Annotated in this window: 19 protein-coding genes, 1 pseudogene and 1 other annotated feature; of the genes and pseudogenes, 16 read left to right on the forward strand and 4 right to left on the reverse strand. The window is 38.2% G+C overall.

The window, feature by feature from the left end; all coding sequences use genetic code 11:
- The first annotated feature begins 67 nt into the window (after positions 1-67).
- The 7 genes and pseudogenes from MHH51_RS11015 to yihA all read left to right on the forward strand — a co-directional run bounded on the left by MHH51_RS11015 (position 68) and on the right by yihA (position 8,729).
- Positions 68-1,042, forward strand: a complete 975-nt coding sequence (locus MHH51_RS11015; RefSeq protein WP_339286074.1) for a tetratricopeptide repeat protein — start codon at positions 68-70, stop codon at positions 1,040-1,042.
- Between the two features lie 119 nt (positions 1,043-1,161).
- The gene (gene tig, locus MHH51_RS11020) at positions 1,162-2,448 is read left to right on the forward strand and encodes a trigger factor (RefSeq protein WP_147207932.1); all 1,287 of its coding nucleotides are present in this window, start codon (positions 1,162-1,164) and stop codon (positions 2,446-2,448) included.
- Positions 2,449-2,842: 394 nt separating this feature from the next.
- Positions 2,843-2,926 (forward strand): annotated as a pseudogene (locus MHH51_RS11025) (ClpX C4-type zinc finger protein); the annotation flags it as partial.
- The gene (clpX, locus tag MHH51_RS11030; RefSeq protein WP_147207931.1) at positions 2,926-4,203 is read left to right on the forward strand and encodes an ATP-dependent protease ATP-binding subunit ClpX; all 1,278 of its coding nucleotides are present in this window, start codon (positions 2,926-2,928) and stop codon (positions 4,201-4,203) included. The pseudogene MHH51_RS11025 and the gene clpX, both read left to right, overlap by 1 nt.
- Before the next feature lie 230 nt (positions 4,204-4,433).
- On the forward strand, positions 4,434-5,639 hold the full coding sequence (locus MHH51_RS11035) for an ISL3 family transposase (RefSeq protein ID WP_339233414.1): 1,206 nt from the start codon (positions 4,434-4,436) through the stop codon (positions 5,637-5,639).
- A gap of 182 nt (positions 5,640-5,821) precedes the next feature.
- Positions 5,822-8,146: an endopeptidase La gene (gene lon, locus MHH51_RS11040; RefSeq protein WP_339286077.1), complete on the forward strand. Its 2,325-nt coding sequence runs from the start codon at positions 5,822-5,824 to the stop codon at positions 8,144-8,146.
- A gap of 1 nt (position 8,147) precedes the next feature.
- Complete coding sequence (yihA, locus tag MHH51_RS11045) at positions 8,148-8,729, forward strand: ribosome biogenesis GTP-binding protein YihA/YsxC (protein WP_156985405.1); 582 nt, start codon at positions 8,148-8,150, stop codon at positions 8,727-8,729.
- Between the two features lie 62 nt (positions 8,730-8,791).
- On the opposite strand, the gene MHH51_RS11050 is transcribed toward yihA, so the two are convergent.
- On the reverse strand, positions 8,792-9,271 hold the full coding sequence (locus tag MHH51_RS11050) for a DUF5668 domain-containing protein (RefSeq protein ID WP_147207928.1): 480 nt from the start codon (positions 9,269-9,271) through the stop codon (positions 8,792-8,794).
- 312 nt (positions 9,272-9,583) lie between these two features.
- Between MHH51_RS11050 and hemA the strand changes: the two genes are divergently transcribed.
- The 8 genes from hemA (at position 9,584) to ysxE (ending at position 18,075) form a co-directional block, all read left to right on the forward strand.
- Entirely contained in the window at positions 9,584-10,957 is a 1,374-nt protein-coding gene (hemA, locus tag MHH51_RS11055) for a glutamyl-tRNA reductase (RefSeq protein WP_339286079.1), read from the forward strand.
- Positions 10,958-11,078: 121 nt separating this feature from the next.
- Entirely contained in the window at positions 11,079-12,005 is a 927-nt protein-coding gene (hemC, locus tag MHH51_RS11060) for a hydroxymethylbilane synthase (RefSeq protein ID WP_147207926.1), read from the forward strand.
- Between the two features lie 2 nt (positions 12,006-12,007).
- Positions 12,008-12,775, forward strand: coding sequence for a uroporphyrinogen-III synthase (locus tag MHH51_RS11065; protein ID WP_339286081.1), 768 nt, complete (start codon positions 12,008-12,010; stop codon positions 12,773-12,775).
- Positions 12,768-13,751: a porphobilinogen synthase gene (gene hemB / locus MHH51_RS11070; protein WP_339286083.1), complete on the forward strand. Its 984-nt coding sequence runs from the start codon at positions 12,768-12,770 to the stop codon at positions 13,749-13,751. Before MHH51_RS11065 ends, hemB begins: the two co-directional genes overlap by 8 nt.
- A gap of 12 nt (positions 13,752-13,763) precedes the next feature.
- On the forward strand, positions 13,764-15,050 hold the full coding sequence (gene hemL, locus MHH51_RS11075) for a glutamate-1-semialdehyde 2,1-aminomutase (RefSeq protein WP_339286085.1): 1,287 nt from the start codon (positions 13,764-13,766) through the stop codon (positions 15,048-15,050).
- A gap of 214 nt (positions 15,051-15,264) precedes the next feature.
- Positions 15,265-15,522, forward strand: a complete 258-nt coding sequence (locus MHH51_RS11080; protein ID WP_339286300.1) for a PDZ domain-containing protein — start codon at positions 15,265-15,267, stop codon at positions 15,520-15,522.
- 236 nt (positions 15,523-15,758) lie between these two features.
- A complete protein-coding gene (gene spoVID, locus MHH51_RS11085; protein WP_339286087.1) occupies positions 15,759-16,913 on the forward strand; it encodes a stage VI sporulation protein D in 1,155 nt (384 codons plus the stop codon).
- 163 nt (positions 16,914-17,076) lie between these two features.
- Positions 17,077-18,075, forward strand: a complete 999-nt coding sequence (gene ysxE / locus MHH51_RS11090) for a spore coat protein YsxE (RefSeq protein ID WP_147207920.1) — start codon at positions 17,077-17,079, stop codon at positions 18,073-18,075.
- On the opposite strand, the gene MHH51_RS11095 is transcribed toward ysxE, so the two are convergent.
- Positions 18,072-18,260, reverse strand: a complete 189-nt coding sequence (locus tag MHH51_RS11095; RefSeq protein ID WP_147207919.1) for a hypothetical protein — start codon at positions 18,258-18,260, stop codon at positions 18,072-18,074. The genes ysxE and MHH51_RS11095 overlap by 4 nt on opposite strands.
- A 231-nt stretch (positions 18,261-18,491) precedes the next feature.
- Positions 18,492-18,736: a binding site (T-box leader), on the forward strand.
- A gap of 51 nt (positions 18,737-18,787) precedes the next feature.
- Here MHH51_RS11095 and MHH51_RS11100 point away from each other — a divergent pair.
- Positions 18,788-21,433 carry a valine--tRNA ligase gene (locus MHH51_RS11100; protein ID WP_339286088.1) on the forward strand — a complete coding sequence of 882 codons (2,646 nt, stop codon included), beginning with the start codon at positions 18,788-18,790 and terminating at the stop codon, positions 21,431-21,433.
- Positions 21,434-21,459: 26 nt separating this feature from the next.
- Here the strand turns inward: MHH51_RS11100 and MHH51_RS11105 are convergent, their stop codons facing one another.
- Positions 21,460-22,314, reverse strand: a complete 855-nt coding sequence (locus MHH51_RS11105) for an ATP-grasp domain-containing protein (RefSeq protein ID WP_147207917.1) — start codon at positions 22,312-22,314, stop codon at positions 21,460-21,462.
- Positions 22,311-23,207 (reverse strand): RimK family alpha-L-glutamate ligase, encoded by an 897-nt coding sequence (locus tag MHH51_RS11110; protein WP_339286091.1) that lies wholly within the window; start codon positions 23,205-23,207, stop codon positions 22,311-22,313. Before MHH51_RS11110 ends, MHH51_RS11105 begins: the two co-directional genes overlap by 4 nt.
- Between the last annotated feature and the right edge of the window lie 221 nt (positions 23,208-23,428).

A 23,428-nucleotide genomic window follows, 5' to 3' on the forward strand; every position in this document is an offset into this window, starting at 1 on the left:
TTTTACTGTATAAGGGAATAAAAGATTTGATGAACATTTTTTGGTAATCCAGAATAGAGGTGAACAAATGAAAGATAGTACAAAGGTAATCTTATTTCCAAACACAAAAAAGCAGCTGGAAGAAGAAGGACTAGATGCTTTAAGAAAAAAGAAATATAAAGAGGCACTCGAGAAATTAAATTGCCTCATTGAATATCATGAAGGAAGTCACGAAATATATATTGGTAAGTTAATGTGCCTGATGGAACTGGGAAGTTATAAAGAAGCTGAACGGCTCAGTGAAGAATTATTGGCAAATAAGGATGCACATTATTATCATTACTTCCATATTTACTTAACCATCCTCTTTCAAACAAGTCAGTATCAACACTTGATGGATTTGCTGGAGGTAGAATTTGAATACGATATGATTCCTGATATGCTTCAGGAGCCTTTTCAGCAGCTGTATGAAATGAGCGAGAACATGAAGATTGGAATTGATGAAGATAATAGCCCCGGTTTTATAGAAGAGCTTAAGGAAGCTGTAAACGGAAATGATTTTTTGAAACAATGGAACCTTATCGAACAGCTTCGGCGAATACATGCTGATCCAAAAGAAGACATTATTCAGCTGCTTGAAAACGAACAAGTTCATCCTGTTATAAAAACGGCACTATTAGAATGGTTCAGAGAAGCTGGTATAGAGAAGTCAGTTCATATACATAAGTTTGATACAAAGATGATGGTTCAGCCATCTAAACTGATTCAAATCTCTGAGGAGAACAGCTACATAGCTATAATGAGAGAATTAGAAAATCGGACGGTAGATAATCCTACTTTATTCAATTTACTTCAGCAGCTCATATACCGCTACTTTTATGTAACCTATCCATTCATACCTTCAGAAAATGATGTGGCTTCTATTACGGAGGCGATTCATACACTTGGGAACGATTATTTACAGGCAGATACCCGGCTGGAGGAGCTGGACACAGCTGCCCAATCATGGGTAGAATCTATAAAAATTTGTAATTCCCTTTATCTAAGTATTATTGAAGAGTAGTAAAATGCTTGAAACACATAAGATATATGTTATAATGAGGTGGTTGTAAATTAGGAAAAAACTATTGATCAAATGAATAATGAAATGCAATGATAGATTTGATTTTGGAGGGAATAATAATGACAACAAAATGGGAAAAACAAGAAGGCAACAAAGGTGTATTAACGTTTGAAGTTTCGTCTGAAGAATTTGACCAGGCGTTAGATCAAGCATTTAAAAAAGTATCAAAGGATGTACAAGTTCCAGGATTCCGTAAAGGGAAGATTCCCCGCGGTATTTTTGAAAAACGCTTTGGTGTAGAATCTCTATATCAAGATGCCGTAGATATTGTACTTCCAGGTGCTTATTCTAAAGCAGTTGATGAAGCTGAGATTTTCCCAATTGCACAACCATCTATTGATATTGACCAAATTGAAAAAGGACAGCCGCTTGTTTTCACTGCTGAAGTAGAAGTGAAACCGGAAGTGAAGCTTGGTGAATACAAAGGATTAGAAGTAGAAGAAAAATCTGTAGAAGTAACAGATGAAGATGTTGAGCAGGAAATTGAAAATCTTCGTGAACGTCATGCAGAATTAGTTGTGAAAGAAGATAGTGCAATTGAAAACGGTGATACAGCAGTAATTGATTTTGAAGGCTTTAAAGACGGAGAAGCTTTTGAAGGCGGACAAGGTGAAAATCATTCACTTGAAATTGGTTCAGGTCAATTTATCCCTGGATTTGAAGAGCAATTAATTGGCAAAAAAGCAGGCGATGAAACAGAAGTAAAAGTAACTTTCCCTGAAGAATACCATGCAGAAGATTTAGCTGGTCAAGAAGCAGTATTCAAAGTGAAAATTCATGAAGTAAAAGCAAAAGAATTGCCAGAGCTTGACGATGAATTTGCAAAAGATGTAGATGAAGATGTGGAAACACTTGATGAATTAAAAGCAAAAAAACGTGAAGAGCTCGAAACAAACAAAAAGCAGCAGGCTGAAAATGAAAAACGTGAAGAGCTGCTTCAACAAGCTTCAGACAATATTGAAGTAGAAGTTCCTGAAGCTATGGTAGATACAGAAGTAAATCAAATGGTTCGTGAATTCGAACAGCAGCTTCAAATGCAGGGTATGACTTTAGAAATGTACAGCCAATTTTCAGGGCAAGATGAGGATGCACTAAAAGAACAAATGCGTGCTGATGCCGAAAAACGCGTTAAAACAAATCTTACTTTAGAAGCAATTGCGGAAGCAGAAGATCTTAAAGCTTCTGAAGAAGATATTGATGCGGAACTTGAGAAGATGGGTTCTATGTATGGAGTTGAAAAAGAGCAGCTTGTTCAAATGCTTGGCGGTTCAACAGAAACGTTGGAAAATGATTTGAAAATGCGTGCGGCAATTGACTTCTTAGCAGAAAACAGCAAAACAAAATAAAGTGTTAAATAAAAAAAGAGGATACAAAAGACAAGGTGCGCCTAAATACGTGCCTTGTCTTTCCTGTTAATTAGGACGCAGTCGAAAAAACAATTTTTTTGTCAAAACTGCATTTTTCTTGCTTGGAAAAGCATACTATACAAATGGAATTGCAAATAGTTGACATTTAAAAGAATTGAGGCATACTGGAATGACAGACTTATCATACAATTGTTTATGGCAAATACAAAAAGTATATTATTTTGTATTTCTATATGTATCTGATATGATAAATTATAAAGCTGGCTGCTAATCTGTAACAGCACATCAAAGGCAATGGAATTGGTTATAGTCGAAAGGTAAGAAACGACAGCCCATGCCCTTTTGTGGGAAGAACCGATAAAAAGTTCAAAAGTTAGTAGCTGGCCCAGACGTTTATATATGTAATGAATGTGATGAGAAAGTCTTGGAGATTGTTGAGGAAGGCGGCGAAAAGTAATGTTTAAATTCAATGAAGAAAAAGGACAATTAAAATGTTCTTTTTGTGGCAAAAGTCAAGAGCAGGTGCGAAAACTGGTAGCTGGTCCTGGCGTTTATATATGTGATGAATGTATTGAACTGTGCACAGAAATTGTTGAGGAAGAGCTAGGTACAGAAGAAGGCATGGAAATGAATGAAATTCCAAAGCCGAAAGAAATTTGTGACACACTTGATGATTATGTAATTGGACAGGATAAGGCTAAAAGAAACCTTTCTGTTGCAGTATATAATCACTACAAACGTGTTAACTCAGGTATGAATAGCGGCGATGTGGAAATTTCCAAAAGTAATATTGCGATGATTGGGCCGACTGGTAGCGGTAAAACATTACTGGCTCAAACATTAGCAAGAATTATTAATGTACCTTTCGCGATGGCAGATGCAACATCATTAACAGAAGCTGGGTATGTAGGGGAAGATGTAGAAAATATTCTTCTTAAGCTGATTCAATCTGCAGACTATGATGTAGAAAAAGCAGAAAAAGGGATTATCTATATTGACGAAATTGATAAGGTAGCCAGAAAATCTGAAAATCCCTCTATTACCAGAGATGTTTCTGGGGAAGGTGTACAGCAGGCCCTTTTAAAAATTCTTGAAGGAACAGTAGCAAGTGTTCCACCTCAAGGCGGACGAAAACATCCGCATCAGGAATTTATTCAAATTGATACAACGAATATTCTATTTATCGTCGGTGGTGCATTTGACGGAATTGATCAGGTGATTAAACGCCGTATCGGTAAAAAGGTTATCGGTTTTGGTGCAAATGAAGAACAGGAAGAGTTAGATACAGCACAATTGCTGTCTAAAGTCCTTCCGGAGGATTTATTGCGCTATGGACTTATTCCAGAGTTTATCGGACGTATACCAGTAATCGGCAGTCTTACTCCGCTGGATGAGGATGCACTAATCGAAATTCTGACGAAGCCAAAGAATGCCTTGGTCAAGCAGTATCAAAAGTTATTTGAAATTGATAATGTAGAGCTTGAGTTTGAGCAGGATGCGCTGGAAGAGATTGCGAAGAAGGCTATTGAACGGAAAACAGGTGCACGTGGACTTCGTTCCATCATTGAAGGAATCATTGTAGATGTCATGTTTGATCTTCCTTCAAGAGAAGACGTAGAAAAGTGTGTGATTACAAAGGATACTGTTATTCAGGAAAATGGCACACCAAAACTTATTTTCCGTGATGGAACGATTCAGGAAGGAAATGAAAAGTTTCCAAAAGAAAGTGCATAAGCATAGTTAAATAAAAAATGCAGATTCTGAGGAGAATCTGCATTTTTTACTCTTTCTTATAGTAAAAAACTTTTCTTATTATTAAATTAGTGTAATAATCAGGCTCTATACTGAATGTGGTGGTGCCCTCCGTTCCATCGCCAGATGGAACGGAGACAAAAAAATACACTCTATTTCCTCTCTCTGGTAACCTTGAGTTGTCGAGACAAAAGGAATGGGAGAGGAAAAGAGTGCATCATCATTTTATCACAGAGTTGTTAGGAATTAAAGATACGCATGTAGATGTGTGGGATATCAGAGAAGAAGAAAGTTATTTTATTGCAGAATTATTCACGAAACAGCGTATGCAGAAATGTCCTTTTTGCCGTAAAAGAACCAAGCGGATACATGGCTATCGTTGGCAAAGCATTCAAGGACCAGCGTTTACAACCAAGGAAGTTCATCTTTCCCTGCGAAAACGACGTTATATTTGCACGTCGTGTCATCACACATTTTATGAGCGTCTACAAATGATTCATCGGTATCAACGTTGTATGGCGAGTGTGCAAACGACAGCGATGATGCATGCAGCGGTGAGTTCCTTTCGTACAGCGGCGCTAGTAACCGGAGTAACAGTGAATCGTGTCTTACGGTGGTTTGATCAGAAGGAGTTAACTACCAGCAAAGTGTTGCCGCGAGTCATTGCGATCGATGAGTTTAAAGGTGACGCGGATGGAGAGAGGTTTCAATTGAATGTGGTCGATGTGGAGAACCGAAGAATTATCGATATCTTGCCAAATCGAAAAGTGGAAACCATTGAAGCGTACTTAAAGTCCTGTGATACAGGTAAAGTAGAAATGGTAGTAATGGATTTATCTCAAGCGTTTAAACAAGCAATTCGAAAAGCACTGGGAAATCCTCTGATTATCGCTGACCGTTTTCACTTTATGCGTCAGGCCTATTGGGCTCTAGATGAGGTCCGCCGTGAAGTTCAAAAGGAGCTGCCCAAGAAAGATCGAATTCGAATGAAACGTTCCAAAAAACTTCTGTGGAAATCATGGACAACCTGTTCAGATGATCAGAAGAAGAAAGTCGAGCAATTATTAAGGATAGATCCCCGCTTAAAGGAAGCTTATGGTTTAAAGCATGAATTGGATACGTGGTTTAAGGAAAGTGATGCGCACAACGCAACTGCTGGATTAGAAGCGTGCCTGGAGAAGTTGAATGCATCCGCGTTAGAGGGATTTCATCGTGTCGCACGTACATTTAAAAGATGGCAACAAGAAATTCTGCATTCTTTTATGTATCCCTTTAATAATGGCTACATAGAAGGCGTTAATAATACGATTAAAGTATTAAAAAGATTATCTTATGGGATTAAACAGTTTGATCGAATGAGAAAGAAAATTCTATGGCAACAAGAGGTAAAGCTTGTCTTAAAGCAAGCTTATAAATAAAGAGGTGGAGGAATGATATTCCACCACCACATTTGACATAGAACCAATAATCATAGATACTTGTATAACTGTTTATACTAAAAGAAAGTATAACGGTGTTTACATTTAGATGATTTTTTTTTACACTGAGAAAGAGCCTTACAAAGAAAAATAAATAATAAAAGAACATAGGGGGTGAATGTATGACAGCAAACTATTTGAAGATGCCGCTGTTGCCTTTACGGGGATTAATCGTATTTCCGTCGATGGTGTTGCACCTTGATGTTGGCAGAGATAAGTCTATTGCTTCTTTAGAACAGGCTATGTTGGCTGATCAGTACATATTTTTAGCTTCACAAAAGAAAATGAATTCAGATGATCCTAATCCTGCAGATATATACAATGTTGGGACAGTGGCAAAGATTAAACAGATTACCAAGCTTCCAAATGGGACACAGAGAGTACTCGTTGAAGGGTTTTACCGGGCTGGAATTGTCCGTTACCTGGAGGAAGAAGAAAACTTTATCGTAGAGGTAGAGGAAAAGGAAGATATTGTAGGAAATGCATTTGAAACAGAAGCTTTAATGCGTACATTACTTGAGCAATTCCAGCAATACATAAAAGTTTCCCGTAAATTAACAGAAGAGACATTTGAAACAGTCGGCGATATTGATAATCCCGGCCGTTTAGCAGATATGATTACTTCACATCTTTCTTTGAAGCTAAATGATAAGCAGGAGATACTAGAAGCTTTTGATGTGATGGAGAGAATACATAAACTCTTAGATATTATTGCTGATGAGCGAAAAATTTTATCCATTGAGAAGAGAATCGGACAAAAGATTAAAACATCGATGGAAAAGACCCAAAAAGAATATTACTTAAGGGAGCAATTAAAAGTTATCCAGAAAGAACTGGGAGACCGTGACGGCAAATCTGGTGATTTAGAGCAGCTTCGGACAAAAATTGAACAATCCGATATGCCTGAAAACATTACCAGTGTTGCGATGAAAGAGCTCGGCCGGTATGAAAGAGTACCGCAATCATCCGCAGAAAGCTCTGTGATCCGAAACTATATTGAATGGCTTGTTGCTCTCCCGTGGCAAACTAAAACAAAAGATAATATTCAAATGAAAAAGGCTGAAAAGGTATTAAATGCTGACCACTATGGTTTAGAAAAAGTGAAGGAACGAATTTTAGAATATTTGGCGGTTCAAAAGCTTACCAACACAATAAAAGGACCTATTCTTTGTTTAGTTGGTCCTCCAGGAGTCGGGAAGACCTCTTTAGCAAAATCAATCGCTAATGCCATTGACCGGAATTTTGTTCGCATTTCTTTAGGCGGAGTTCGGGATGAAGCAGAAATACGCGGCCATCGCCGCACCTATATTGGAGCAATGCCGGGAAGAATTATGCAAGGAATGAGGCGGGCTGCAACGGTCAATCCAGTATTTTTATTAGATGAAATTGAGAAAATGTCAAATGATTTTCGTGGTGACCCATCTTCGGCAATGCTGGAGGTTCTGGATCCGGAGCAAAATCATAACTTCAGTGATCACTATATTGAAGAAACCTATGATTTATCCAATGTATTGTTTATTGCTACAGCAAATAATATAAACAGTATTCCAGAACCGTTGCTTGACCGGATGGAATTAATATCTATCCCGGGCTATACAGAGGTTGAAAAGCTGCATATCGCAAAACGCCATCTCCTGCCGAAACAAATTAAAGAAAACGGACTGACAAAGAGTAAAATTCAAATTCGTGAGTCTGCTATCATGAAATTAATCCGTAGATATACCAGGGAAGCCGGTGTCCGCGGTCTGGAAAGACAGCTTGCGACGTTATGCCGTAAAGCAGCAAAAGAACTCGTCTCAGATGAAAGTAAGGATCGGATTATTGTAACCGAACGTATTGTTGAAGAATATTTAGGCAAGCCAGTATATCGATATGGATTGATTGAAGAAGAAAACCAAATTGGTGCTGCAACGGGGCTTGCATATACAACAGCCGGTGGAGATATTTTATCGATTGAAGTGACACACTATCCAGGGAAAGGTAATTTAAAGCTTACGGGTAAACTTGGAGGCGTTATGCAGGAATCTGCTCAGGCTGCTTTCAGTTATGTAAGGTCTCGTGCAGAACAGTTGAATATTGATTCCGACTTCTATGAAAAATATGATATTCATATCCATGTTCCTGCCGGAGCGACACCGAAAGATGGTCCTTCAGCGGGAATCACCATTGCAACAGCACTTGTATCCTCGCTGACAGGACGTGCTATCCGGAGAGAGGTAGGAATGACTGGTGAAATCACACTTCGGGGGCGCGTTTTGCCTATTGGCGGACTAAAAGAAAAAGCATTAAGTGCGCACAGGGCGGGGCTGAGAACGATTATTTTACCTGAGGATAATGAAAAGGATATAGAAAATATTCCGGAAAGTGTTCGCGAAGGGCTGGAATTTATACCAGTGAAACACTTAGATGAAGTATTAGAAATTGCATTGGTAAAGGAGGAAGAGTAATATGAAGGTTAATCAAGCAGAGATCGTTATCAGTGCAGTCAGTGAGAAACAATATCCACAGGAGCAGTATCCAGAATTTGCACTTGCAGGGCGATCCAATGTTGGGAAGTCTTCCTTAATTAACCGGCTAATTAACCGAAAAAATTTAGCAAGAACTTCTTCCAAACCCGGCAAAACACAAACATTAAATTTCTATCTGATTAATGAGTCCATTTATTTTGTAGATGTTCCAGGCTATGGTTACGCACAGGTGTCCAAGAAGGAACGTGCAAAATGGGGCGGCATGATGGAAGAATATTTTAAAAACAGAGAAACGCTCCGGGCGGTTATTCTGATTACAGATTTGCGCCATGAGCCGACAGAGGATGATATTCAGATGTATGATTATCTGAAATATTTTGGGCTCCCTGTTATCGTAATTGGAACAAAGCTGGATAAAATTCCAAAGACAAGACGGTATAAACATATTAAACGTTCCAAAAAAGTTCTTGAGATGGATCCAGAGGATATTTTTATTCCGTTTTCAGCAGAAACATCAGAAGGCAAAGATGACGTTTGGAGCGCTATCAGATCTTTTATGTAAATGGATAATGGATAAAAATAAAGGATACGGTTATCAGAAGCAAAAGCTTCTGGCCGTATCCTTTATTTACGTTTCAGCATAATAATACCTAATAGAATAAGCAGAACTGGCCAAAAGCGTTCTAATAATAAAATGATGGGCTCTAGCCAGCTTGTATAAATAGAAAGCTGTTCAGCAAAAAGAAACAGCAAACCTGTCAGGATAAAGAAAACACCTGAGAAAAAGCCTTTTTTCGTTTTAGTATAACGAATGATAAAGGCGAGTCCGATAATAATTAAATAAACAGACCAATCGTCTACCCAAAAAGAATAATGCTTTATCCCGTGCAGATGAATTCCAACCCCGAATAATAATGTACCTATAAATAAATTCTGATATGTTCTGGTTGTATAGCTGTGAATAATAACACCAAGGCCAATTACGATTAATAAAGATTGCCATGAATAAAAGTCAACAAAAAATGGAATCCGAAGTTCCCGGAGCAGAAGAAAAATACCCACTCCAATACATAAATAAGCAAGCAATGAATGCTTTCTTTTCATTAAGAAGTTCCCCCTTGTTTCTTGTCTTGCTGTACTCTATAAAAATTCTAATTAACCAGCATGTAAATAAAGCGTGTCCCTTGCTATAAAAAGCCAGTTATGTTACATTACAGTCGGAATGAGTTGTTGTAACGGACGTTTTTTACTTGGACTGAATCGTGTTATCCTACATATCATTAACTTACATACATAGAAATTGTTTCAGATTCTGTTCACATTTTAGCACGAAAAGCATTTCATTACATGTTATAATGATTATTAGATAATAATAGTAAAAAGTATGAATCATTTTATCATAGTGGGGGTAGTACTGTGCATATTTTAAAGGTTGGTTTTAATTACAAAACAACCCCTGTAGAAATTAGGGAAAAGTTCACATTTAATGAAGAAAAATTAGCAGAAGCAATGATTGCATTAAAGGATCAGAAAAGTATTCTTGAAGATGTAATTGTTTCAACATGCAATCGGACAGAAGTGTATGCAGTTGTCGACCAGCTTCATACCGGAAGATATTATATTAAGCAATTTTTAGCAGATTGGTTTAAGGAGGAAAAAGAAACATTTTCAACTTATCTGCAAATTACAGAGGATGACGGTGCAATTGAGCATTTATTCCGGGTGACAACCGGACTTGATTCCATGGTGCTTGGAGAAACACAGATTCTTGGTCAGTTGAAACAGGCCTTTTCAAAAGGACAGCTGGCAAATACAACAGGTACTATTTTTAATGAGTTGTTCAAACAAGCCATTACATTCGGTAAACGAATGCATAAAGAGACCGGTATTGGCGAACACGCTGTATCAATCAGTTATGCTGCAGTTGAATTAGCAAAAGAAAAATTCGGAGACTTGAGTGATAAGCATGTTGCTATTTTAGGAGCAGGGAAAATGGGCGAACTGGCGGCAAAAAACATTCAAAGTGCCGGTGTAAAAGAAATCACTGTTATTAATCGGACAAAGGAAAAAGCAGCGTTAATGGCTGAAAAATTTCAGGGTAATGCAGCAGAAATGAATGAACTGCCCTCTGTTTTAGAAGCTGCTGATATATTAATCAGTTCTACCGGCTCAGAGTCTGTCGTTTTATCAAAAGAAGATATTGAAAAAGCACAAAAGAAACGCCAGGAAAATCCATTATTCTTAGTTGATATTGCTGTTCCAAGGGATATTGATCCGGAGGTTGCCGAGATGGCTGATGTTGCTTTATATGATATTGATCACCTGCAGCATATAGTAGATGATCACTTGGAATCCAGAAAAGCAGCAGCAGTGCAAATCGAATTATCCCTTGAAGAAGAAATTGTTCAATTTAAAGAATGGATGAAAACACTGGGTGTTATACCAGTTATATCAGCACTCAGACAAAAAGCATTATCTATTCAATCTGAAACAATGAAAAGTATAGAGCGGAAAATTCCAAGCTTAACTGAGCGTGAGAAAAAAGTACTTAATAAGCACACGAAAAGTATTATTAATCAGCTGCTGAAAGAGCCAATTACGCAAGCAAAAGAGCTGGCCGGTACAGAACAGGCAAACGAGGCTTTACAGTTGTTTGTTGATATTTTTGGAATAGAGAATGAAGTAAAAGAGGAACTTGAGAAACAAATAAAGAAAAATGATACATTAAACAAATTTACTCAAGAGGACATTGCCTCTTTTCCAGTAGTTGAACGGGTACCTACTGCTTAATTGGACGGAACTCTGCCATTTTACATCATTCACATCCAACCAGAAGGTAATTTAATCACTTTCTGGTTGCTTTTTATTGTAGAAGAATTGCCAAACTGCAAAGAATCGAGGAGGATACATCGTGCGAAAAATAATTGTTGGTTCCAGAAAAAGTAATTTAGCAATTACACAAACAAAGTGGGTTATTGATCAGCTGAAAAAAGCTGGTGTGGAAAATGAATTCGAGATTAAAAAAATTGTTACAAAGGGAGATCAAATCCTTGATGTTACATTATCAAAGGTTGGCGGAAAAGGACTTTTCGTGAAAGAAATTGAAAAAGCAATGTTTGACAAAGAGATAGATTTTGCGGTCCATAGTATGAAGGATATGCCTTCTGCTCTCCCGGAAGGTTTAGAAATTTCCTCTATTCCCATCAGAGAAGATCATCGTGATGCTTATATCGCAAAAGATAATGTGAAATTAGCAGACCTAAAAAAAGGCTCTATCGTCGGGACAAGCAGTTTACGCAGAGGTGCACAAATTCTTGCGGCCAGACCTGATTTAGAAATCAAGTGGATCCGAGGAAATGTGGAAACGCGTATTCGTAAATTAAATGAAGAGGACTATGACGCTATTATTTTGGCTGTATCCGGTTTGAAGCGTGTTGGTTTAAGTGAGAGTCTGATTACAGAATACCTAGATCCAGAAATATGTGTACCTGCTGTAGGGCAGGGAGCACTGGCTATTGAAAGCCGCGCAGATGACTTGGAATTACAAGAAATTGTCCTAAAAATTCATGATGAATATACAGCAAAGACAGTATTAGCTGAACGTACTTTCTTACATTTATTAGAAGGCGGCTGTCAAGTACCTATCGGCGGGTATGCTTATTTAGATGGTGAAGAAATTGTATTAACTGCTTTAGTGGGGACACCAGATGGAAAAACAGTCCTGAAAGAGGTTGTCCGCGGAAATGACTCTGTCCAGGTTGGTAAGCAGGCAGCAGAGTTATTAATTGAACAGGGAGCCAAAGATATTGTGGAGCGGGTCAAAGAGGAGATGGAATAATCATGGAGAAGCCGCTTCATGGGGAGCGCATATTAATTACGAGAGAAGAGACAAAAGCTGCTGAAATGGCAAAAAAAGTCATAAAGTTAGGCGGAAGTCCTGTTATCACTCCAATGATTGAAATAAAGTTTTTGAAGAACCTTGGGGATATTTCTATAATGAAGCGGCTTTCCAGCTTTAGCTGGGTATTTATAACAAGCGCAAACGGTGTGGACGGTTTTTTTCAATTGCTCCGTAAACAAAATATAAAACTTCCGGAAGAAGTGAAGATAGGGATTGTCGGAAAGAAAACAGAAGAGGCATTGCATACGTATGGCTATGAAGCTTCTTTTATTCCGGCAACTTATGATGCGCTGGCGATGGCAGAGGAGTTTCTTGCGTTCTACACATCAGATAAACCGGTGCTGTTGATTCGAGGTAATTTATCCCGGCCTACGCTTCCGGAAAAACTGGAAGAAGAACAGATTACTTATGAAGTTCTGGAAGTATATGAGACAACATACTGTATAGAATCGAAACGGAAGCTGAATCAGGAGCTTCCAACAGTCAGCTATATAACATTTACAAGCCCATCAACAGTAGAAGCGTTTGTTCAATTAGCAGAGTATATTCCAAATACGGCAACGTATATTTGCATTGGTAAAACAACGGAGGAAAAGGCAAAACAATTAGGGATTCCTGATGTGTATACTTCAACTCCGTATACAACAGATGCTATGTTAGACTTAATTGCAAAGATAGTAAATGAAAGGAAGATAAATCATGAGTGAATTCACATTTGACAGACATAGACGATTGCGTTCATCCGTTTCGATGCGTGCGCTCGTTCAAGAAACACATTTAAGAGCAACAGATTTTATTTATCCAATTTTTGTGATTGAAGGGGAGGACATCCGGAATGAGGTCCCTTCTATGCCTGGCGTTTACCAGCTTTCTTTTGATCATTTATTGGAAGAAGTAGAGGAAGCTTATCAATTAGGGATTCGTTCATTGATTTTGTTTGGCGTAGTAGAAGAAAAGGATGAAATTGGATCAGAGGCTTTTCATGATCATGGAATTATTCAGGAAGCAACAAGAATAGTGAAACAAGCCTATCCGGAAATGCTTGTTGTTGCGGATACCTGCCTATGTGAATATACGTCGCATGGACATTGCGGTGTGATTGAAAATGGAGATGTGTCAAATGATGCTTCTCTGAAATTGTTAGCTAAAACAGCTGTTTCTCAAGCGAAAGCAGGAGCTGATATTATTGCACCTTCCAACATGATGGATGGTTTTGTGACAGTAATCCGCCATGCTTTAGATGAAGCAGGCTTTCATCACATTCCAATTATGTCCTATGCAGTAAAATATGCATCTGCTTATTATGGTCCATTCCGTGACGCTGCAGACAGCACGCCGCAGTTTGGTGACCGGAAGACATACCAGATGAACCCGGCTAACCGTTTGGAGGCAATCCGTGAAGCAAAATCTGATATCAAAGAAGGCGCAGATTTCTTAATTGTAAAGCCTAGTCTGTCTTATATGGACATTATGCGTGAGGTAAGAGATAATTTTGATGTTCCTGTCGTTGCATATAATGTGAGTGGAGAGTATGCCATGATTAAAGCAGCTGCTTTAAATGGCTGGATTGATGAGAAAAAACTGGTTACAGAAACACTGCTGTCTATGAAACGTGCAGGTGCGGATTTAATTATTACCTATTTTGCAAAAGATGTGGCAAAATGGTTGCAGGAAGAGAAATAAAGGAGGAAGAGCATGGAAAATACAAGATCAGTAGATGCCTATAAAGAAGCCGTTGATTTAATGCCTGGTGGAGTGAATTCTCCAGTCCGCGCATTTAAATCTGTCGGATTAGACCCAATCTTTATGGAAAAAGGAAAAGGTTCTAAAATTACGGATATTGATGGTAATACGTATATTGATTATGTATTAAGCTGGGGGCCGTTAATTTTAGGTCATGCGGATGAACGTGTTACAGGTAGCTTAAAAGAAGTTGTTGAGAAAGGGACAAGCTTTGGAGCTCCTTCATTATTGGAAAATAAACTGGCAAAGCTTGTGATTGATCGTGTCCCTTCCATTGAGATGGTGCGGATGGTGAACTCAGGAACAGAGGCAACGATGAGTGCGATTCGTCTGGCACGCGGTTATACTGACAGAGACTTGATTATTAAATTTGAAGGAAGCTATCATGGTCATGGTGATTCCTTACTGATTAAAGCTGGTTCCGGCGTCGCAACTCTTGGTCTTCCGGACAGCCCTGGGGTTCCTGCGAATATCGCAAAAAGCACCATTACAGTTCCTTATAATGATATGGACAGCTTAAAATTGGCTTTTGAGCATTATGGCGATAAAATTGCAGCAGTCATTATGGAGCCTGTGTGTGGAAATATGGGCGTTGTGCCTCCAAAAGAAGGTTTCTTAAAAGAAGTACGCGAAATTACGAAAGAAAACGGCTCTCTACTTATCTTTGATGAGGTGATGACAGGGTTTCGTGTCGGCTACTACAGTGCACAAGGACATTTTGATGTAACACCGGATTTAACTTGTCTAGGTAAAGTAATTGGCGGCGGCCTTCCTGTAGGTGCTTACGGAGGGAAGCGTGAAATTGTTGAACAGATTGCACCAACTGGTCCAATTTATCAGGCTGGAACATTATCTGGTAATCCGTTGGCAATGACAGCAGGCTATGAGTCTTTAGCTGCTTTAACAGAAGCTTCTTATGAAGAAATTAACAAGAAAGTCGACCGGCTTGCTGAAGGCTTCCGCCTGGCCGCAGATAAATATAATATCCCGCTTCATATTAACCGTGCTGGTTCTATGGTCGGTGTATTCTTTACTGATCAGGAAGTAGTTGATTTTGAAACGGCTCAGTCTTCTAATTTAGATTATTTTGCACAATATTACCGTACGATGATTGAAGAAGGTGTATTCCTGCCTCCATCTCAATTTGAGGGATTATTCTTATCTACTGCACATTCAGACGAGGATATTGAAAAGACAATTGAAGCAATTGACACAGCTTTTGCGAAGATTGAAAAGTAAAGAAAATAATATTTTATAAAACTTTAATGAAAAGGGAAATTTAAATTCTATGCGAATTTGGATTTCTTTTTTTTTAATTGTGCAGCAAGCCGACTAGAACAGCGCATACCCTAAAAATATGCAATTTGACACTACATAGTTTTTGAGAAATTTAAAAAGCGAATATGAAGCGGGTAATGATAAACGGAAAACTTTTTGGAAGAGATGAATTGGTATTGTTCATTCTTCCGCAAAAGGAAATATCGGTACAGAGGTTTTGCAGGTGAAAGAAAGCTCGACGGCAGACACTGCTGAAATAAAGCCAAATGATATTATTTTAGAAATGGATGGAGATAAAATAACAGGATATGAAGCATTTGAATTAACTTTAAATAATAGAGCTGTTCATTCTTATGTTCATCTTATCATCTTAAGAAAAAATAAACGGATAAGCGTGAATTGTATGGTAGATAATTACCCAGAAACTTATTGAAAAGAGCAGTTTGTTATTTTTCACTCTTCATAAAATATTGCATATATGTTTTCAAACTGAATCTAAGACGGGAATTTAAAAGCCTGTAATCCTATACATAAAAAAGTATCTAGAGTTACAGGTTTTTAATATTTACTGTGAGTCATTTCTCCTCCTTAGCATATTCCGCTGTCCCAAATCATATAATTGATAACGAATGATCCGCATCTGGACTGTTTGCGAGAGGAGGAATACATTTGTCAGTAGATTCTAATTCATTTATTTTTGAACTGGAAGAATCACTGTTTTTTGAAAAAGGACAGGAAGTAGAGGAAATCAGGGGTATTTCCATTGAACCAGAAATAACAATCGAGTCATTAGATAACTATATTTCTATTCGCGGTGCTATTGAGCTTCAAGGGGAATACCAAAAAGTAAATGTTGATGAAGAAGAGGGAGAAGTGCTTGACTTTGACCAGATTCAGGCAAAGCGTTTTGTAGAGAGCATCCGGGAGGTTAACGGTCTATATCTATTTACACATAAATTCCCTGTAGATATATCTGTGCCGCCTCACCGGGTGAAAAATTTAGAGGATGTAACTGTACAGATTGAAACCTTTGATTATGATTTACTAGGACCAGATAACTTGAAAATATCCGCTGCAGTTGAAATACATGGTATTTTACAGGATGAAGTCTACCGTCCTCGAGAGGACGATCTGGAGGAAGAGGAAGCGGATCAAGAGCAGGTAGGGGATACATTTTCATTTGAAATTGAGCATCCTGAAGAAACGTTAACACGTAATGAACAAACTACTTCAGAAGAAAAAACAGCACAAGAAGAGCAAACAGTATCGGAAGAACAAACAACAGTGGAAAAGCAAGCAGAGGATGACCCGGATAGATGGAAAATAAAATCACAGCCTCTATCTGAATATTTTCAGTCTCTATCGGAGGCAAAGGTTTCAGAGGAAGAAAAAGATGATGAGGAACAGATGGATGAACAATTAGAAATGGTTGAAGACATTATATCGATAGAAGAGACAGATGAAAAAGAAGATATAGAAGAAGAGTCAGGCTGGGATATAACAGATGAGTCGGAAATAATTGATTATATAGAGGATACAATTTATCAAGATACACCGAGAGATGAAGAGATAACAGAGAGCGAGGAAACGGAGAAATCAGAAGAAAGAGCAGAAAGTGAATCCATATTATCCGAAATTTTCAGAGAAGCAGGAGAAAATCATTATGCAAGAATGCGGCTATGTATTGTTCAGGAGAATGATACAATTGATACCATAGCTGAACGGTTTGCAATCAGTCCATTGCAATTAATTAAGCATAATCAGTTAGATGCAGATTATGAAGTGAATGAAGGGCAGCTGCTCTATATTCCGGCAAATCAATAAATGAATAAACCTGCACAAATAAGAAAAAAGCTTATTTGTGTAGGGATTTTACATAATTTAGGTTTTAAAACAGTAACGATGTTACTGTACCAAATACAGAATGAAGCAGGTTTGCCTAAAACACGAGCGAATTCAAGTTCTTCTAAATAAGAGGTGACATGGGATGAATTTATGGAAAAAAGTGCTGGAAGCATATCATATCTACCCCGTCAGTATCGAAAAACAGACAGAACGAGTGGTAAAGGTATTTGACGGTATGCAGGAGTATGCATTAAAGCGCAGTTTTTTAACTGAACAGACAATTGAAAATTGGCAGCATGTCTACCATATTGCTCGTGAACAAAATGTAACAGAAATCTTACCTGTGTATTTGACCAGGGATAATACATTTTTTCATAAAGAAGAAAATTTTTATTACTATTTATCACCCTGGATTGACGCTCCGGAAATAACTGATTCTACGTATCATATAGAGAGAACTCTACAGACGCTTGCGCAAATTCATAAAAAAACACGGCAGACCAGCCGCATTAGATCAAATCGTCTAAAAGATTCATTTCAAGGCTTTGAAAGCTTTTGTAAAGCATCCTTAGATCTGCTGCATAATCGTGTTACAGATTATGAAAGCAGAAAATACATGTCTCCATTTGAACTTCTTTATTGCACACATTATAAAGGAGTTTGTCATGCTGTAGGTTTGCTGCAGGATAAACTTGAAAAAATCTATGGTGAGGAAGAAACAGATATTTTATGGTCCACCAGCTTATGCCATCAGCGAGTGGATGACACGCATTCAAAGGGCGGTTATTTAATTAATTGGGAATCGGGCGGTTTTGAGCATCCGGCACGTGATTTATCACATTATTTCCGGGGCTTGACGGGTGCTTATAATCAGCCCGAGAAATCAATACAGCAGGCATTTACGGTCTATCAAAAAACAAATCATCTGACTGTGAAGGAAATGCATCTTATTTCTGTCTATTTGCTTAACCCATCAACCTATTTAAGTGTGCTCAAAAATTATACAAACCGCCGCACAAAAAAGTCAATGGTAAATCAGGTGAAGGAGCTGCAACAGCAATTTCGCCGTTTAGAATTCGGTATGAACTGGGTGGATTTTATACAAGAAACATATGAGTCAAAGGAGGAACAGCCAGATTAGATCCATTGCATGTAAAAAGAAAGAGCAAGGCCAATTAATACAGCCAGTATTAAAATATCAAATGCTGTAGGTATTAAAAGCGTTCTAATAATTTGAAACACCAAAATAGGTGTAATACAGGTCTCTACAATAAAAATACATTTTCTTGCCCAAGGCGGTATACGGTAACGATAATAACGGGACATATTTTTTCCCTCCAGTTTATTTCATTAAGGATAGATTTCTGCAGTTTGATATAATATGTTATGTATAAACCTGTGAAAAGTGTGTCAATAATATAGATACACTTTTTTATGATAATTTTTTGTTTGCTTAACAATTTTATCTGGGAAAATGCCTATTTACCGGTAATTATATGAAAATATAGTTGACGTTCTCTGGTGGAAAGGATAAAATAAATGTTACTAAGAAAACATATGAATGCGTGGAAGAGAAGTAGTAAAGAATAAACGCTCTTAGAGAGGGAAATCATGCGGTGAAAATTTCCTGAGAAGGTTGTTCTTGAAGTCGTCTCTGATGCAGAGTCTCTGAAAATGTAGTAGGAGATTCCGGTTGTCAGCCGATATTCATGACCTTAAGTGTGCTTTATAAAAGCTGTAACGGCTTTTAATTATAAGCAAACAAAGGTGGTACCACGGAAATATACCTTTTCGTCCTTTATCAGGATGAAAGGGTTTTTTTAGTTTTCATAAGAATGAAGGAGGTTTTTAACATGTCAGATAAACAAAATCAGCTTCCTCCGAAATACAATCCGCAAGAAGTGGAAAAAGGAAGATATCAATTTTGGTTAGATGGTAAATTTTTTGAAGCAAAAGATGACCCGGAAAAGGAGCCTTATTCTATTGTTATTCCGCCGCCAAATGTTACAGGCCGTTTGCATTTAGGGCATGCATGGGATACAACAATGCAGGATACAATTACACGTATGAAGCGCATGCAGGGTTATGATGTACTGTGGCTTCCTGGAATGGATCATGCAGGAATCGCAACACAGGCAAAGGTAGAAGCAAAATTAAAAGAAATGGGAACAAATCGTTACGAGCTTGGCCGTGAGAAATTTCTTAAAAAATCTTGGGAATGGAAAGAAGAATATGCAAGCTTTATCCGCTCACAGTGGGAGAAGCTTGGACTTGGATTAGACTATTCCCGGGAACGCTTTACTTTGGATGAAGGTTTATCTGAAGCCGTTCGGGAAGTGTTTGTCCGTCTTTATGAAAAAGGACTTATTTACCGCGGAGAGTACATTATTAACTGGGATCCTTCCACAAAAACAGCGCTCTCCGATATTGAGGTTATTTACGAAGAAATCCCGGGTAAGTTTTATCATATGCGCTACCCGATTAAAGATAGTGAGGAAACGATTGAAATTGCAACAACCCGTCCGGAAACAATGCTTGGAGATACTGCAGTAGCTGTACATCCGAAAGATGAACGCTATCAGCATTTAATTGGCAAAACGGTTATTTTACCGATTGTAGGCAGAGAAATGCAGATTGTTGCCGATGAATATGTAGATATGGAGCTTGGATCTGGAGCGGTTAAAATTACACCAGCGCATGATCCAAATGACTTTGAAATCGGTAACCGCCATGATTTAGAGCGCGTGCTTATTATGAATGAAGATGGAACCATGAATGAGAATGCAGGGAAATATCAGGGGTTAGACAGATTTGAATGCCGTAAGCAAATTGTCAAAGACCTTCAGGAATCAGGTGTTCTATTTGAGATTGAAGAACGTCCACATCAGGTTGGGCATTCGGAGAGAAGCGGTGCAGTTGTTGAGCCTTATTTGTCAACGCAATGGTTTGTAAAAATGGAGCCATTGGCAGAAGCAGCTTTAAACATGCAGGATTCTGATGAGGAAAAAGTTAATTTTGTTCCAGAACGATTTGAAAAAACATATTTTAACTGGATGGACAATATCCGTGACTGGTGTATTTCCAGACAATTATGGTGGGGGCATCGGATTCCAGCCTGGTACCATAAAGAAACAGGAGAAATCTATGTAGGCAAAGAAGCTCCGTCAGATGCCGAAAACTGGGAACAGGATGAAGATGTATTAGATACATGGTTCTCATCTGCATTATGGCCATTTTCTACCATGGGCTGGCCAAATGAGGAAGCAGCTGATTTGAAACGTTATTTTCCAACCAACGTATTAGTAACAGGCTATGATATCATTTTCTTCTGGGTATCCCGGATGATTTTCCAATCAAAAGAATTTATGAATGAACGCCCGTTTCAAGATACCTTGCTGCATGGTTTAATCCGCGATGCAGAAGGAAGAAAAATGAGTAAATCCTTGGGTAACGGTGTAGACCCAATGGATGTTATTGATAAATATGGAGCAGATTCACTGCGTTATTTCTTAATGACCGGATCAACACCTGGACAGGATCTGCGTTTCCATTGGGAAAGAATCGAGTCTACCTGGAATTTTGCCAATAAAGTATGGAATGCCTCCCGTTTTTCTCTTATGAATATGGAAGGATTCACGTATGAGGATATTGATTTAACTGGAGACTTAACTGTTGCTGACAGATGGATCTTATCCCGTTTGAATGAAACAATCGATCACGTAACAAGAAATGCCGATAAATATGAATTTGGTGAAGCGGGAAGACATCTCTATAACTTTATCTGGGATGAATTCTGTGATTGGTATATTGAAATGGCAAAACTGACATTATACGGTGAAGACGAAGTGAAGAAAAAGACAACTCGTTCTGTTTTAGCCCATGTTTTAGACCAGACCATGCGTATGCTGCATCCATTTATGCCGTTTATCACGGAGGAAATTTGGCAGCAGCTCCCTCATGAAGGACCGTCTATCACCGTCAGTGAATGGCCGAAAGTAAATCCGGAATATGATGATAAAGAGGCAGTGTCTGAAATGCAGCGTTTAGTTGCAATTATCAAATCCGTTCGTAACAGCCGGGCAGAGGTGGATACACCAATGTCTAAACAAATCGATATGCTTATCTCAGCGGAAAGTAATGCGCTCGTTCAAGAATTAGAGAAAAACCGAGAATATTTAGAGCGTTTCTGTAATCCCGGCTCATTACAAATTGCAACGGATATCGCAGTTCCGGATAAAGCAATGACTTCTGTGGTGACTGGTGCAGAAATCTTCCTTCCATTAGAGGGCTTAATCGATTTTGGCAAAGAGATTGCCCGCTTGGAAAATGAGCTGAAAAAATGGAATAAAGAAGTAGAAAGAGTGCAAAAGAAGCTTTCTAACCAAGGATTTATAAGTAAAGCGCCAGAAGCATTAGTAGAAGAAGAAAAGCAGAAAGAAAAAGACTATCTGGATAAACAGGCGAAAGTAAAAGCCCGTTTGGCAGAGTTGAAAAATTAATATGAAAAAATAGCTGTGTGGAAACATTATCGCACAGCTATTTTTTCTTTTATATAACTTATATACGCTTCTAAAATATTGATATCAGTCAGCATACTCAAGGTACGAGAGCCGACAGCATCTTCAATTTCATTAAATATAAGTTTTCCATCCTCTGTAAACATAAAGTCAATACCGACAAGTCCAAAATCATAAGCATCTATAATCTTTTGAATGGTTCTTATTTCGGTTTTATTTAAAGTGTACAAGGATGCTGTTCCTCCGAGAGAATAATTTGCCCGAAAATCATTTGCATTAGACCGTAAAACAGCAGCAATGATTTTTTTATTAATGACAAATACCCGTAAATCCTTCCCGGGCTGAATATTTTTAGGAGATTGTAATAAGAAATCCTCTGTACAGCTTTTTCGATATGCTTCCCATTCCTGCTGGTTATCAATCATCGTAACCTGGTTTCCACCTTTGCCCTTAGCCGCTTTGGCAACAAATGGGAAATTTAGTGGCAAAGAGGAAGGAATAAGTTTTCCGTGAAAAAAATAGCTTTCCGGTACTGGTATACCCAGCTGCTGCATAGCTAGATATCCATGAGCCTTATGATTAAATGTTTCTGAAATCACCGCATTATTAAATACAGTAACCCCCATCTGCTCCAGCTGCTTATTTAAAAGCGGATCCATTGTCCTGACAACAGCAAAATCAGCATAGACTTCTTTTCCTTTTGTATTAATAATCTGTTTATCTCTTCGAATACCAATAGAAATATCTTCTCGTAATAGTAGTGTTAGTTCAATTGACTGCTTTTTGGCTTCATCAATAAACCAGTCAATATAACTTTTATTTCGTATGGAATCAGCTTCTGTATAGATTAACCAGCCATTCATTGGAAAAGCTCCTTTTTTATATATGCTATCATATGGTCTGCAGCGTTGATCCCTGTACATTCATACAGATTTCGGATATGTGCGTTAGCATTTATTTCACAAATCAACCATTCGTTATTTGGTCCAAATAATAAATCAACACCTGCAAAATCCGCTCCGATTGCTTTTACAGCTGCAACGGCAAGCTTCTCTATTTCATCATTAATGGTAAATGGGAGCATCTTTCCTCCATTCGTTACATTTGCCCGGAAATCCTGACCGTTTTGGCGTTCCACAGCTGTAATTGCCTGATCGCCAATGACTTGAACGCGAATATCCCGCCCCCTGCTTTCCTCAATATAAGTCTGAAATAAAAATGGGCGCTGTCCAATCAGAGAGATAACACTGGTTAGTTTTTCTTTATAATGAACTAAATGAACCTGCTCTCCAAAGGAGCCAAATGTTTCCTTCACAATCATTGGAAAACCGAGATAATCGATTACTTTCTGTATATAACAGGAAGAAAGGTTCTCTGCATGATATTTTTTAGGAGCAATGATGGTGTTAGGAATGGGAAGCTGCTGCTTCTCGAGCATTTGATAAGTATAAATTTTATCATCACTGATTTCAATTGCTTTTGAAGAATTAAATACGCGTACTCCAAGCCGTTCCAACTGTCTTGCTAAGTAAATATCCTTGTCAATAAAAAAAGCAAAGTCAGGCAGTTTACCATTATTTGATATAGATGACACAGTGCTTTTTTTCGGGCATAATAAAGTTATTAAATCATCATTTTTTAAGCAGATTGTATTAATTCCTTGCTTTGCAGCAGCATCTTTAATCATATCTGCATAGTCCAGGAATTTGTCTGTTGCAATACTTCCATTAATAATAATCCAGCCAAAACAATTCAAAATAGAACATCCTTTCTGTGATACAGTGAAACCTGATTTAACGAATGGTTTATCCCGATAAGAACAAGGAACACAAGCTAACGTCTTCGAATCCTTCGAAAACGCTTGTGTGACCAACATCGTGTTGGCCTGAACCAATCAGGAGATGAAGAGGCCGTTTTCCGCCAAACCCTAAAAAATAATAACACTGTAAGAAAAAGGCGGAATTACGAACACTCATG

It is taken from the genome of Oceanobacillus sp. FSL K6-3682 (assembly GCF_037976165.1).
In the GTDB taxonomy this organism is placed as follows: domain Bacteria; phylum Bacillota; class Bacilli; order Bacillales; family Amphibacillaceae; genus Oceanobacillus; species Oceanobacillus sojae.